Below are 13,440 nucleotides of genomic sequence, written 5' to 3'. Positions count from 1 at the left end.
CTTGACCGGTGCTCAGCCGCTCGCGCGCCAGCACCCGGCCAGGTGGTCGTCGACCATGCCGGTGGCCTGCATCAGCGCGTACAGCGTGGTCGGTCCGACGAAGACGAACCCGCGCCTCTTGAGGTCCTTGGCCATGGCCACGGACTCGTCCGTGGTGGCGGGCACTTCCGCGAAGGACGGCGGGGCCGGTCGCGGCGGCGGTGCGTAGCTCCACAGCAGCCGGTCCAGGCCGGCGGGCAGCTCCAGCGCCGCACGGGCGTTGCTGATGGCCGCGTCGACCTTCCGCTGGTTGCGCACGATCCCCGAGTCGCCCATCAGCCGGCGCACGTCGGCCGGGCCGAAGCCGGCGACGGTCTCCAGGTCGAAGTCACGGAAGGCGGTCCGGAACGCCGGACGCTTGCGCAGGATGGTGATCCAGCTCAGACCGGATTGGAACGCCTCGAGGGTGAGTCGCTCGAACAGCTCCCGGTCACCGTGCAGGACCGTGCCCCACTCCTCGTCGTGGTAGGCCTGGTACTCCGGCGCGGATCCGGCCCAGGCGCATCGTTCCCGGCCGTCTACCCCGGCAATGGTCACCGCGGACTCATCGGGAGGCGAGCGGCAGCGAGCCGTCCTCGACGCCCGCGGCGAGTGTCCGCAGCGACTTCGCGATCCCCCAGCGCACCGCCGGCCGCACCAGCGGCCAGCCCAGCCGACCGAGCGGGCCGAAGGGCAGCTCGAGTTCTTCGTACCACTCGACGGTGCACCGCTCCCCCTGGTCCTGCACCTGGAAGACGCCACGACCGGAGATGAGCCGGCCGAGGTGCCGGACTTCCCACAGCTCGGGCGGCCGGAAGGCGATGACCTCCATCTGGTCGAGCACCCCGGCACCGCCCAGGCCGGTCAGCGCCGCCATCCGAGAGCCGACCTCGGGCACCGGGTGCTCCCCGGCCAGCGGGAACAGCGTGGTGAGCAACATCCATCGGGACTGCGAGGGCAGGTCGACCATCGCCGCGAAGACCCGCTCCGCAGGCGCTTCCACCTGCACCGACGCCCCGACCCTGGTCACCGCTCCGACTCCGGACCCGGATCGACGGCGGTGTGCCGACCCGGCTCGTCGACAGGCTTGGTGAGGTCCGGTCCGGGGGACGCCGGGACGGGAGCGCGGGTGCCGGCAGTGGCGGCCACCCCCGGTTCGGTGATCGGGTCGCTGTCCGCCGCCCGGTCGACGGCGCCGGGTGCGTCGTCATCGATCAGGTCGATCAACGGCTCCGGCGGAGCGAGCGACTCGGTCGGGTCGCCCCCGAGCCCGATCACCTGCTCGCGCAGGCGCACGTTCTGCCCGCGCAGCCGGTCGAGCTCGTCGCCCAGTTTGTCGAGGGACCAGTCCACGTCGCTCATCCGGTAGCCGCGCAGGGCCAGGGAGAACCGCAGCGCCCGAACGTCCCCGGACACGATCTCGCCGTCCCCGGGGAGCTGCGCCGGGGACGTGCGGGGCGGCAGCGGGGCCATCTGCTCGGACCGGCCGAACACGAAGACGGCGACAACGAACACCACCGCGCCGATCAGGACGGCGATGACCAGGTACCACAGGACTGTCAGCACGACGTCGATCGTGCCATGTCCGGGTCGCCGAACAGGCCCGCCTGCCCGGTGTCCGGCGGAGATGGCTCCGCATCGTCCGGCGGTGGTTCGAACCCGTCCCCGGACGGCGCACCGAACTCCTCCTCGGGCGGTGGTTCGAACCCGTCCTCGGGCGGTGGTCCGAACTCGTCGTCGGGCGGAGGCTCCAGGTCGTCGGGCGGCGGTTCGAACCCGTCCTCCGGGAGCGGGTGACCCTTCGGCAACGGCCCGCGGCGTGGTGCGGCGGACCGGTCGGCGGGGACGGGTGTCGGCGTCGGCGCGGTGGTCGCGGAACGCACCAGCTGCTCGAGCCCGGCGGCATCCAGCAGATCACCCGGGGCCAGGGTCACACCGTGGGCGACGTGGTGGAATGCCGCCCGGACCCGCTCCGGCGGCAGGCCGTGCAGCTCGGCCATGGCGAGCCGGTACACGGCCAGCTGGACGGCGGCGTCGTGCATCCGGTCGCGCGGCGGCGGTGCCCCGGTCTTCCAGTCGACGACCGTCAATCCGCCGTCGGGATCGGCGAAGACCGCGTCGACCCGACCACGCACCGGGATGCCGGCGACGGTGACCGAGAACCCGGCCTCGATCTCCAACGGCACCCGGGACGCCCACGGCGAGGACAGGAAGGCCTCCCGCAGCCGCTCGAGCTCCTGGTCGTCGGCCGCCCCCGTGTCACCGGCGCCGGGCAGCTCGGCGACGTCGAGCAGCGGTTCCCCGTGGAACCACCGCTCGAGCCAGGCATGGAACGCCGTGCCGCGACGGGCCTGCGGCGACGGCGCCGCCGGTACCGGTCGGCGCAGCCGGCGGGCCAGACCGATCGGGTCCTGTGCGAGCTCGGCCAGACCCGTGACGTTGAGCGCGGCCGGTAGCGGCACCTGCACGACCGAGCGCCGCCGGTCCGCGCGTTCGGCGAGCAGGGCTTCGACGTCGCGGGCCCAGGAATGCGGATCCGGACCGTCCCCGGACACCGGCACCGGGGACGCGTGGGCGACCAGTCCCGCGCCGTGCTCGACGAGCGCCCGGCGTCCGGCCAGCGGGTCGACCGGCCAGCTCACCACGGCGGACTCGGTGAGCAGCGGGTTCTCGCTGTCCGGCTCGGGCGGATCGGCCCAGTGCGCCTTCGCCACCCGGTCGTCGGCGGCGGCGAACCGGTCCACCTCGAGCAGGAACTCGCTCGGCCCGGCGGGCGTGCTGGTGGTCCGGCCCCAGTGGTGCCCGGACAGCAGCAGGTCGTGCTCGGTGCGGGTGACGGCGACGTAGAACAGCCGCCGTTCCTCGATCGCCGCGGCCGCCTTGATCTGCTCGGTGTGCGCGGCGAGCGCGTCCATCAGCTCCTTCTGGTCGCAGCCGGCGTCCAGCCGCAGCTCGGGCAGCTCCTCCCGGTCGCCGCGGACCGACGGCGGCAGCTGCGAGGAATCGGTCAGCCAGGTGGTGCCCTTGGTGCCGGGGAAGACGTTCTTCGTCAGGTGCGGGACGGCCACGAGCTCCCACTCCAGGCCCTTCGCGGCGTGCAGGGTCATCAGCTGGACCCGTCCCGGGACCGGGTCCGCCTCTCCCGGCGCCAGCCCGTCCTCCCGCTCCTCGGCCATCATCAGGTACTCGATCAGCTCGACCGGACCGGCTCCGGCCGCCGCCACGTCGGCGACGATGTCGGCGAAGGCGTCCAGGTGCGCGCGACCGGCGGCCGAGTGCAGCTGCACCTCCACGTCCAGCCCGCTGGTGCGTTCGAGGTCGACCAGCAGATCCGGCAACGGCTGACCGAGCCGGCCACGCAGCCGTTGCAGCTCGGCGGCCAGCCGTTCGATCCGCTCCAGTCCGGCCGCGGAGTACCGCTCGGCCGGGCCGGGATCCGACAGTGCGTCGACCAGCGAGTGCGCATCCACCTCGTCCTCGGCCACGGCTTGGCCGAGCGCCGACCGCACGGCCGCCGCCGCACCGGGAGCGCCGACCGGTTCCTCCGTGGCCACCGGTGGCACGGCCGCGCCCCGGGACAGCTCGGTGGCGCGGCGGGCCAGGGCATCGAGGTCGGCCAGGCCGAGCCGCCACCGGGCACCGGTCAGCAGCCGGATCGCGGCATCACCGGCCGACGGGTCGATCAGCACCCGCAGCATGGCGAGCAGGTCGGCAACCTCAGGCTCGGACAGCAGGCCGCCGATGCCGACCACCTCGACCGGCAGGCCCAGTGCCCGCAGCTCGTCGGCCAGCGGTTCCAGGTGCGCCCGGCGCCGGAGCAGCACCGCCGTGGTCGGTGGCGGCAGGCCGGCCTGCGTCCGCTCCGCCCACCGCTCGGCGATACCCGCTGCCACCCAGCGGTCCTCGTCCTCGGCGGTGGTGAACAGGCCGTACCGGACGGTGCCCTGCGGCGCCTGCGGCCGCGGGCCGAGCGGGTCGACCGGCACCGGTTCCTCGCGGACCGGCCCGGAGATCGAGTTCGCCAGGTCGAGCACCAGCGACGGGTTCCGCCAGCTGGTCGACAGCGGCAGGCGGGGCGCCGGGGAGCCGTCCTGCGCCGGGAAGTCGGTGACGAACCGGGGCAGGTTCGACGCGGAGGCGCCACGCCAGGAGTAGATCGACTGCACCGGGTCGCCGACCGCCATCACCGGGTGGCCGGGGGTGGTGGCGCCGATGCCGAACAGCGACCGCAGGATCACCCGCTGGGCGTGCCCGGTGTCCTGGTACTCGTCGAGCAGGACGATGCGGAACCGGTCGCGCAGCGCGGCGCCGACCGCGGGGATGTCGGTCGCGAGCCTGGCCGCCAGGGCCATCTGGTCGCTGTAGTCGATGGCCTCGGACTCGCGCTTGGCGGTGGCGAAGGCCTCGACCAGCGGCAGGATCTCGGTCCGGTCGCGGAGCCGCCGGCGGTGGTCGACGAGCTCCTTCCGCAGGAGCGTCTTCTGCCGGGAGGTGGGCGGGGAGATGTCGATGACCCGGAGCACCTCGGCGTAGGCATCGGCCAGCGCGTCGGTGTCCGAGAGGTGGTCGGCGAGCCCGCCGGCCAGTGCCAGCAGATGCTCGGTCACCTGCTCCGGCCGCAGCTCCGTGAGCAGCTCGCCGTCCCACCGGCCGACCACCCGGCGGGCCAGCTGCCAGGACGCGGTCGGGGTGAGCACCCGGGACCGGGTCTCCATCCCGAGCAGCGGGCCGAACTCGCCGATCACCCGGCCGCCGAAGGAGTGGTAGGTCGAGACCTCCGGCTCGCCGCTGAGCACCTCGGCGCGGATCTTCTCCGGCAGCACGCCGGACCGGGCCAGACCGCGCAATCTGGACCGGATCCGGGCGGCCAGCCCCGCGGCCGCCTTCCTGGTGAAGGTGAGCCCGAGGATCGACTCCGGCGACGCCCAGCCGTTCGCGACCACGAACACCACCCGGGCGGCCATCGTCTCGGTCTTGCCCGAGCCGGCGCCGGCCACCACGAGGGTCGGCTCCAGCGGTGCCTCGATGACCCGGACCTGCTCCGGGGTCGGCGGCGGCAGGCCGAGCGCGTCGGCCAACGCGGCGGCGCCGATCACCGGGTCACCTGCCGACCGTTGTCGTGCGCCGGGCAGGAGCTGCGGACCGGGCAGCGGGCGCACCGGGAGTTCACCCTGGCCTCCACCTCGGCCGACGCCAGCTGATCGGCGGCGCTGCGGATCGCCCCGATCCAGGTGGTCCGGGTGCTCTCGGTCGGCGGGTCCTGCGGCAGCACCACCGGGCTGCCGGAGCGCAGGAAGACGAGTTCCGCGCCGCCGGCCGGGCTGCCGCCGGTCGCCACATCGGTGAGACCGCCGCGCTCGACGGCGATCTGGTAGGTGCCGAGCTGGGCGTTCGCCTGCACGTCGGCCTTCGACGGCTTGCTCACCGCCGTCTTGAAATCGCTCACCACCACCGCGCCGTCGGCATCCCTGGAGACCCAGTCGAGGCGCCCGACGATCCGTACCGGCCGGCCCGCCGGATCCTCGGGGTCGGGCGGCAGGGTGACGTCCAGCGCGGTCTCCGTGCCGAGCAGCGTCCGGTCGATCTTCTGCCCGGCGGCCCACTCCACCGCCGCCCGCAACATCTTGGTCAGCACCACCCGCGACCGTTCCCGCTGCCACGGCGGCAGCTGCTCCTGGGTGTCCAGGAACCGGTCGATCTCGGCGTGCAGCTCGGGCTCGGGCATGCCGAGCGCCACACCGTGCGCGAGCGCGTGCACGGCAATGCCCTCGACCTGCTGCGGCCCCGGGGCGCTGCGAGCACCTCGCCGTTCCAGCACGGCGCGCAGCGGGCAGGTGCCGAGCTGCTCGACGGTGGACGGGGACAGCCGGACGGTGGCACCGGGCGCCACCGGGTCGGCGGCCGTGCTGGCCCCGGCCAGGCCGTACCAGTCGCGGGGATGCGCGCCGCGCACACCTGCGGCGGCCAGCCGCGCGAGATGGGCGGCCGCGACCTGCGCGGTCGCCGGGTCCGTCGGGTCCGCGACCGCCCGGCGCAGGTCGGCGAGCAGGTCGACCAGGTGCAACCTCCGGTGCCGGCCGTCCGGACCCGCGGTCCCCCGCCGGACCTCGAGCTCGTCCTGACCGCTCAACTCGTACAGGAACCGCGACGGCGACACCGTCTCGTCGGAGACGGCCGTGCAGATCAACCGGCGGCGGGCCCGGGTGGCGGCGACGTAGAAGAGCCGTCGCTCCTCGGCGAGCACCAGGTGCCCGGCGGTCCGGGCGGGTCGCTGCTCGGCCAGCGCAATCAGTTCCTCGACGTGCAGCAGACTGCCCCGCGGGCGCAGGTCGGGCCAGGTGGCCTCCTGCACCCCGGCGATCGCCACCACGTCCCACTCCAAACCCTTGGCCGAGTGCGCCGACAGCACCGCGACCGCATCGGTGCTGCGGGCACCCGCACGGTCCGCGTCGCCCGGGATCTGTTGGCCCTGCACGAGGTCGACGAAGGCACGGACCCCGGCCAGCGGCAGCCGGTCCGCGAGGTCGGCGGCCATGTCGAAGACGGCGAGGACGGCATCCAGGGTGCGATCCGCGCGCTGACCGGCGCGGCCGCCGCGATCGACGTCGGCCAGCAGGGACGCCTCGACGCCGGACCCCTGCCAGAGGTCCCAGAGCAGCTGTTCCGCGGTCGGGGTGCCCGCGCCTTCCCGCGCGGTGGTCAGCAGTTCCCGCAGCCGGATGACCGGCGGCCGGAGATCGGCGGCGAGATCCTCCGGCATCGGTGCCCCGGCCAGCAGGCCCGCCACCAGATCGGCACTCGATCCTTCACCGGGGCGGGCGGCCCGGACGGCGCGCCGCAGCCGGCGGACGGCCAGCGGGTCCAGCCCGGCGACCGGCGATCCGAGCAGCTCCAGGGCCGCTTCGCCGGTGAGCAGCTCGGGATCGAGACCACAGCGCAGCAGCAGCAACAGGGCCGCGACCACGGGATCGGCGGCTGCGGGCTCGTCGGTGCCACCGATCACCACCGGCACCCCGGCCACGGCGAAGGCCCGGTGCAGCGCCGGCAGCGCCGCCGCCGGGGATCGCACGAGCACCGCCATGGATCCCCACGGCACCCCTTCGAGCAGGTGGGCCCGCCGCAGCTGATCCGCGACGAAGGACGCCTCCTGCGCCGCGGTCGGCAGCACCGCGATCTCGACGGCGTCGGTCGCGAGGTCCGGGCCTTCCGTCTGCGGGCGGCCGGCCGCGGTCGGCGCGTCACCGGTGACCAACTGCCGATGGGCACCCTCACCCGGCAACAGCTCGGCCACCCGCCGGGTGGCCGTCACCAGGCCGGCACTCATCCGCCTCGACCGGTCGAGGACCGCCGTGGCGTCCACCTCGATGTCCTGCAGCGCCGACGGTGCCGCGCCGCGGAAGCCGTAGATGGACTGGTCCGGGTCGCCGACGACGACGAGTTCGTCGGCACCGGTCGCGAGCAGGTCGATCAGCCGGGCCTGCGCCGGATCGACGTCCTGGTACTCGTCGACGAACACCCGGCGGATCCGGCGCTGCTCCGCGGACAGCAGCTCGTCGTCGGCGAGCACGGCCAACGCGGCCGCCGTGAGCTCGGCCTGGTCCAGCGCGGCGCCGAGGCCCGTCGAGCCCTGCCGGAGGTCCGAGACCTGCTGGTACTCCGTCGCGAAGGCGGCGGCCGCGACCCAACCGGGCCGGTCGTTCCTGCGGCCCAACGAGGCGATCCGGGCGGGTCGCAACCCGCGCTCGGCGGACCGGAGCAGCAGGTCCCGCAGTTCGTCGGCGAACGAGCTGCTGTGCAGGGCGGCCCGCAGCTCGGCCGGCCACGGCCCGCCGCCGTCCTCGTCGTGGCCGGCCAACAGGTCCCGCACCATGCGGTCGGACTCCCCCGCACCCAGCATGCGCGGCGCCGGCTCCCCCGACCGCACCGCTCGCGCCCGCACCAGCGAGTAGGCGTAGGAGTGCAGGGTGCGCACCATCGGATCCCGGGTGGTCAGGCCCAGCCGCGCGGAGATGCGGCGCGACAACTCCGCCGCGGCACGGCGGGAGAAGGTGAGGACCAGGATCTCGTCGGGCCGGCAGGCCCCGGACAGCACCCGCTGCGCCACCGTCTCGACCAGGGTGGCGGTCTTGCCGGTGCCCGGGCCGGCCAGCACCCGCAGGCGGCGGGCGGTGTTGCCCACCACCGCCGACTGGTCGGCGCTGAGCTGCAACGGCCGGGTGGGTGCCGGGCCGGTGAGCACGGTGACCGCCTGCGTGGCGGATCCGGGCACGCCGGACGGAACACCCCCCGGCCGGCCCCCGGCCACCACTTCGGTCGTGCTCATCGGACGATCAGACCACGCGGGACCGACAGTCCGCCGCCACCCGGCTTGTCCGCGCGGGTCGGCGCGGCGCAGGATCGCTGTCGTGGACATGGATCTCGCGCACCGGATGCTCGACGTCGTCGCCGACATCCCACCCGGGCGGGTCGCCACCTACGGCGACGTCGCGGCGATGGCCGGATCGCCGTCGGCCCGGCTGGCCGGGCGGGTGCTGTCGCTGCTCGCCGATCCGGAAACACCCTGGCACCGGGTGGTGAAGGCGGACGGCACCTTCGCGCCGCACCTGGTGGACGAGCAGACCCGTCGGTTGCGGTCCGAGGGGGTCGAGGTCCGGGACGGTCGGATCACCCTGCATCGGTGGCGCTGGAACGCCGACGCCGACGGCTGAACCCTCCACCTCTCCTCGAGCACGAGCCGGGCCGGACGGATGTGTCCGTGCGGAGTTGTCCACAATTCTGCGGCCGGCCGCCGGCATCTTCGCAGGTCGGGGTCGGTTGTCCACACCTTCGGAAATCCGATCCCGGGAGTCTGTGCACCGCCGGGACTGTCGTCGCATGACGACCACCGACGAACCCGCCCGCATCCGGCTCACCGGACGGGCCGGCCTCCTCGCCGCCGTGCCCGCACTGCTCGGCTTCCACCCGACCGAGAGCCTGGTGATGCTCTGCATCACCGGCCGGCCCAGCCGGATCGGCCCCGTGCTCCGCGTCGATCTCGACGAGTCCCCCGGCGTGGCAGAGCATCTCGCCGAGCAGGCCGGGCGCTGGGCCGAAGCCGTCGCCCTGGTGTCGTACTCGGAGCGGTGCCCGGTGGTCCCACCGCTGCTGCTGCACACCCTCGACCGGTGCCTGGCCTCGGGGATCGGCCTGCTGGACGCGGCCTGGGTGCATCTCGGCGAGGTCCGGCCGGTCCTGCCGCGACGGGACGACCCGGACATCGGCGTCCCGGTGCCCGGCCCAGAGGATCCGCAACGCGAGGAGATGGCGGCACACACGGTCCTGCAGGGCCGTGCCGTGCTCGACGACCGCGAGGCCCTGACCCGCTCGGTGGCCGGACCGTCCGGTTCGGCAGCGGCGGAGGCCGACATGGCGGCGGAGTGCGCGGCCGACGTCGTGCTCGAGGAGATGGCGGAGGACATGGACGCGGTCACGCCGACCGCGGTGGCCCTGGCGCAGCTGGCCCGCGCGGACGTCATCGGCCGGAACGTGCCGGGTCTGGGCACCGTCGCGGCGCTGGCCGCGCACTGCACGGACCCGGAGGCCCGGGACGCCGTGCTCACCATGGTGGTCACCGACGACGACCCGTGGTGGATCCCCACGCTGCTGGCTTGCGTCACCCGGCTCACCGACAGGGCGGCGGCTCCGCTCTGCGCGATCCTCGGGGTCGCGGCCTACACGTCGGGCGATGGCGCCATGGCGCAGGTGGCGACGGAACGTGCGCTGCGCGGGGATCCGCACAACCTGTTGGCGGACCTGATGTCCCAGGCGATCAGCGCCTGCCTGGCGCCCACCGAGGTGACCCAGGTGGTGCGGAGCATCGGAGCCGGTCGGGTCACCGACGACCAGGACGTCAGTCCAGGTGCGGACGGATGACCTCGACCGCGGACAGGATCTGGACCAGCGACGCCGGCGTCGTCCGGGGGTGCAGCAGGCTGACCGCGAGCCGGTACAGCAGCGCGCGCCGGACCATCTGCGGCCATTCCGGCAGGTGCTCCCACTCGCCGAGCAACTCGGTGGAGGCATCGCCCCAGGACAGCGCATCGACCACGATCACCGCGGCGGCCCAGCTGGCCGGACGCCAGAACGGGGCGATGTCGACGACGGCCGGCGGCGCGGAGCCGGCGAACAGCACGTTGCCGAACATGTCGCCGTGCACCACCTGCGGGCGCAGGTCGACCTCGTGCCGGCCGGCGGCCAGGTCGTCGAAGAGGCGGGCTCCGTGGCCGGCCGGCAGCTCGACCGCGAACCGGCCGGCGTCGCCCCAGGCCAGCCTCTCGGCGGCGGACTCCAGATCCGTGCGCTGGCGCAGGAACCGGGGCTCGGGCACCGCGGCGAGCGCCTCGTGCAGTTCGAGCGAGGCACTGACGATCTCGCCGTACCGCGGTTCGGGTCGACCGCTGACCACCCGCTGCGCGGACCAGCCGGCCACCACCCAGCGACCGTCGGACGCGCGCACCGGGCGGGCGATCCGGATGGTCGACACGCGCAGCTGCTCGAGGGTGCCCGCCAGCCAGGAGGACTCGGCGGTGTTCTCCACCTTGGTGAAGACCACGTCACCGACGCGGAACCCGTGGCCCCGGCCGACTTCCACCGGCTCGGGGTCCACGGTGCCCACGACAGCGCCGAAGGCGGCGACGACGTGGGCTGGGACCGCGGGCACGCCTGCGACGCTACCGGTCGACGGCCGCGCTCCAGTACCGAGCGTCACCGCGCCGCGCCGGGGATCAGTAGGACGGCAGGCTCGGGTCGACCTGCTTCACCCAGGCCAGCACCCCGCCGCCGACGTGCACGGCGTCCGAGAAACCGGCCTTGTGCAGGACGGCGAGTGCCTCCGCCGAACGCGCACCCGACTTGCAGTGCAGCACCAGCTGCTTGTCCTGCGGCAGCTCGGACAGTGCCTCGCCGGACAGGATGTCGCCCTTCGGGATCAGCACCGAGCCCGGGATCGAGACGATTTCGTACTCGTTCTGCTCCCGCACGTCGACCAGCAGGAAGCTGTCGTGCCGGTCGATCTTCTGCTTGAGCTCGAGCGCGGAGATGGTGTGACCGGCGGCCGCGGCGATGCCCTCGTCGGACACGGTGCCGCAGAACGCCTCGTAGTCGATGAGGCCGGTGATGGGCTCGCCCTGCGGATCCTTGCGGATCTTGACGGTGCGGTAGGTCATCTCCAGCGCGTCGTAGACCATCAGCCGGCCGAGCAGCGTCTCGCCGATACCGGTGATCAGCTTGATGGCCTCGGTGACCATGATCGAGCCGATGGAGGCGCACAGCACACCCAGCACGCCACCCTCTGCGCAGGACGGAACCATGCCCGGCGGCGGCGGCTCCGGGTAGAGGTCGCGGTACTGCACGCCCTCGCGCCCCTCACCCAGCGGCTGCGCCCAGAAGACGCTCGCCTGGCCCTCGAACCGGAAGATCGAGCCCCACACGTAGGGCTTGCCGAGCAGGACGCACGCGTCGTTCACCAGGTAGCGGGTGGCGAAGTTGTCGGTGCCGTCGAGGATCAGGTCGTACGGCTCGAAGATCTCCAGCGCGTTGCCGGAGTCCAGCCGCTCGGTGTGCAGGTTCACCTGCACGTACGGGTTGATCTCGGCGATCGACTCGGCCGCCGACTGCGCCTTGCTCTTGCCGACGTCCGACTGGCCGTGGATGACCTGGCGCTGCAGGTTCGACTCGTCGACGGTGTCGAAGTCGAGGATGCCCAGCGTGCCGACACCGGCCGCGGCCAGGTACAGCAGCGCGGGCGAGCCGAGCCCGCCGGCGCCGACGACCAGGACCTTCGCGTTCTTCAACCGCTTCTGCCCGATCATCCCGACGTCCGGGATGATCAGGTGGCGGGAGTACCGCTCGACCTCGGCCTTGGACAGGGACTCGGCAGGTTCCACCAGGGGTGGCAGGGACGTCACGACTTCTTCTCCTCGACCGCTGTGGGTGGCGGCAGGCACCGGGCAACCGATACGAACCGGACGTCCAGTCTGCCCGATCCACGGAGCGGCGTGCACCACCGGGATGTACCGCTGGTGGTGTCAACCCCGACGGGTCCGGGGTTCTTCCCGGATCCCGGTGCGCGACCGGCCGATCCGCTGTCGGGTGCCGCAGCCCGGTCACCGAACCCTTTGCGACACCCTCGAAGCGCTTGCCGGAGGTCGACCGACCAGCCGGAACCTGGACCGATCAGCCGGACGCGGGCGCCGAGGACGCCGATCCGGTGGTCCCGCCCAGCGGGTACGGATAGGGATTGGGTTTGCAGACTTTGCCATCGGCGGGGATCAGCTGCGGGTTCAGTTGCGCCAGCTCGTCGTTCGAGACGGACCACGACTGCTGCATCATCACGTTCGCCAGCCCGCCGTTCTGCTCGCACGGCACGTGCATGTAGCCGAGGGCGTGGCCCACCTCGTGGTTGATGGCGTAGTCGCGGTACAGACCGAGGTCGCCGTTGTAAGGCACCGCCGCGCGGGCCCACCGGGCGTTGTTGATGGCCACCCGGTTGCCGTCGCGGTAGTAGCAGGACGCCTCGAGCTGGATCTGCCAACCGCACAGTTCCCGGGTGGTCATCTGGCTGACCAGACTGATCCTGAAGCTCGGCTCGCCGGTGTCGATCCGCTGGAACGAGTAGTCGCCGGAACCGATCCACGACCTGCTGTCCTGCAGGATCGCATCCACGCGGGTGGCGAACTCGGTGTCCGCTGCGGCGGACTGGATCCCGTCCTCCACCTCGACGGTGTAGGTGTACGCGGTGGATCCGCCTCCGAAGGCCGGGGTCGCGCCCTTGACCACGTGGTAGGTGCCCCTGCCCTGCGCCGTGAAATCGCCGCCGGCCGGCAGAGCGCCGAAGGTCACCGTGGCCGGGAACGTCCCGTTCGGATTCGGTGCCGTCATGCCCGGCGAGCTGGCAGAGGCGGAGTCACTCGGAGCAACGGAGGACGCCGCAGTCGCCGGCGGGCCGGTGGTGGGAGTCGCCGGCGGCTGGGCGACCTGCGACTGGACCTCGGTCACGGTCACCCCGGAGACCACCGTGGTCACGATGGTCGGGATCGCAGGGGTGGAACTGTCGGCGACGGCTGTGGAACCCGAACCCTCACGGCCGATCTGCACGATCACCACGACGGTCAGCGCGATGAGCACCGGGATGGCGTAGGCGCGCCAGCCGTAGTGGTGGAAGAACCAGCCGACGGAACTGCGACGGCGCTGGTGGCGCTCGACGCGGGTCCGCGGGGCGTGTCGGGGCGCCTGGTCCATCGGGTCCCAGCTCGCGCGCAGCGGCTGCGGACCGGCGGGTGCCTCGTCGTCGTCCCAGAGTGATGACGACCCGACCCGGGTACGGGGCGATGGCACCCGCGTGCCTCCTCGACTGCTCCGGCCGGGATCCCGGCCGCCCGAACG

General features: G+C 73.3%; 10 protein-coding genes. 2 read left to right on the top strand and 8 right to left on the bottom strand.

The genetic code is table 11. The annotated features are described in order from the left end of the window. Positions 1 to 12: 12 nt before the first annotated feature. Genes GIS00_RS06905 through GIS00_RS06885 form a run of 5 tightly spaced genes read right to left on the bottom strand, consistent with a single transcriptional unit; the run spans position 13 to position 8,341 of the window. Positions 13 to 570, bottom strand: coding sequence for a DNA-3-methyladenine glycosylase I (locus GIS00_RS06905; RefSeq protein ID WP_407666794.1), 558 nt, complete (start codon positions 568 to 570; stop codon positions 13 to 15). A gap of 13 nt (positions 571 to 583) precedes the next feature. Beyond that, entirely contained in the window at positions 584 to 1,048 is a 465-nt protein-coding gene (locus tag GIS00_RS06900; protein ID WP_154767475.1) for an SRPBCC family protein, read from the bottom strand. Then, entirely contained in the window at positions 1,045 to 1,584 is a 540-nt protein-coding gene (locus GIS00_RS27345; RefSeq protein ID WP_322097619.1) for a DivIVA domain-containing protein, read from the bottom strand. Before GIS00_RS27345 ends, GIS00_RS06900 begins: the two co-directional genes overlap by 4 nt. Next, positions 1,578 to 5,114: an ATP-dependent helicase gene (locus tag GIS00_RS06890; RefSeq protein WP_322097618.1), complete on the bottom strand. Its 3,537-nt coding sequence runs from the start codon at positions 5,112 to 5,114 to the stop codon at positions 1,578 to 1,580. Before GIS00_RS06890 ends, GIS00_RS27345 begins: the two co-directional genes overlap by 7 nt. Continuing rightward, complete coding sequence (locus tag GIS00_RS06885; protein WP_196073149.1) at positions 5,111 to 8,341, bottom strand: ATP-dependent helicase; 3,231 nt, start codon at positions 8,339 to 8,341, stop codon at positions 5,111 to 5,113. The genes GIS00_RS06890 and GIS00_RS06885 overlap by 4 nt, the downstream gene beginning before the upstream one ends. An 88-nt stretch (positions 8,342 to 8,429) precedes the next feature. Between GIS00_RS06885 and GIS00_RS06880 the strand changes: the two genes are divergently transcribed. Then, positions 8,430 to 8,726 (top strand): MGMT family protein, encoded by a 297-nt coding sequence (locus GIS00_RS06880; RefSeq protein WP_154767985.1) that lies wholly within the window; start codon positions 8,430 to 8,432, stop codon positions 8,724 to 8,726. Positions 8,727 to 8,892: 166 nt separating this feature from the next. Then, positions 8,893 to 9,930: a DUF4192 domain-containing protein gene (locus GIS00_RS06875; RefSeq protein WP_154767473.1), complete on the top strand. Its 1,038-nt coding sequence runs from the start codon at positions 8,893 to 8,895 to the stop codon at positions 9,928 to 9,930. On the opposite strand, the gene GIS00_RS06870 is transcribed toward GIS00_RS06875, so the two are convergent. The 3 genes from GIS00_RS06870 to GIS00_RS28840 all read right to left on the bottom strand — a co-directional run bounded on the left by GIS00_RS06870 (position 9,908) and on the right by GIS00_RS28840 (position 13,392). After that, positions 9,908 to 10,717, bottom strand: a complete 810-nt coding sequence (locus GIS00_RS06870; RefSeq protein ID WP_322097617.1) for a TIGR02569 family protein — start codon at positions 10,715 to 10,717, stop codon at positions 9,908 to 9,910. The two genes, GIS00_RS06875 and GIS00_RS06870, sit on opposite strands and share 23 nt — an antisense overlap. A 64-nt stretch (positions 10,718 to 10,781) precedes the next feature. Further along, positions 10,782 to 11,963, bottom strand: a complete 1,182-nt coding sequence (gene moeZ, locus GIS00_RS06865; RefSeq protein WP_322097616.1) for an adenylyltransferase/sulfurtransferase MoeZ — start codon at positions 11,961 to 11,963, stop codon at positions 10,782 to 10,784. 268 nt (positions 11,964 to 12,231) lie between these two features. Continuing rightward, positions 12,232 to 13,392 carry a DUF3152 domain-containing protein gene (locus GIS00_RS28840; RefSeq protein ID WP_154767472.1) on the bottom strand — a complete coding sequence of 387 codons (1,161 nt, stop codon included), beginning with the start codon at positions 13,390 to 13,392 and terminating at the stop codon, positions 12,232 to 12,234. Between the last annotated feature and the right edge of the window lie 48 nt (positions 13,393 to 13,440).

It is taken from the genome of Nakamurella alba (assembly GCF_009707545.1).
Classification (GTDB): Bacteria; Actinomycetota; Actinomycetes; order Mycobacteriales; family Nakamurellaceae; genus Nakamurella; species Nakamurella alba.
The sequence above is the reverse complement of the archived record's forward strand: the minus strand, read 5'-3'. Positions and strand labels throughout refer to the sequence as shown.

Excerpts from the sequence above, each read along its gene's own strand:
- GIS00_RS06875 (WP_154767473.1), top strand. The coding sequence starts at position 8,893 with ATGACGACCACCGACGAACCCGCCCGCATCCGGCTCACCGGACGGGCC.
- GIS00_RS06880 (WP_154767985.1), top strand. The coding sequence starts at position 8,430 with ATGGATCTCGCGCACCGGATGCTCGACGTCGTCGCCGACATCCCACCC.
- GIS00_RS06885 (WP_196073149.1), bottom strand. The coding sequence starts at position 8,341 with ATGAGCACGACCGAAGTGGTGGCCGGGGGCCGGCCGGGGGGTGTTCCG.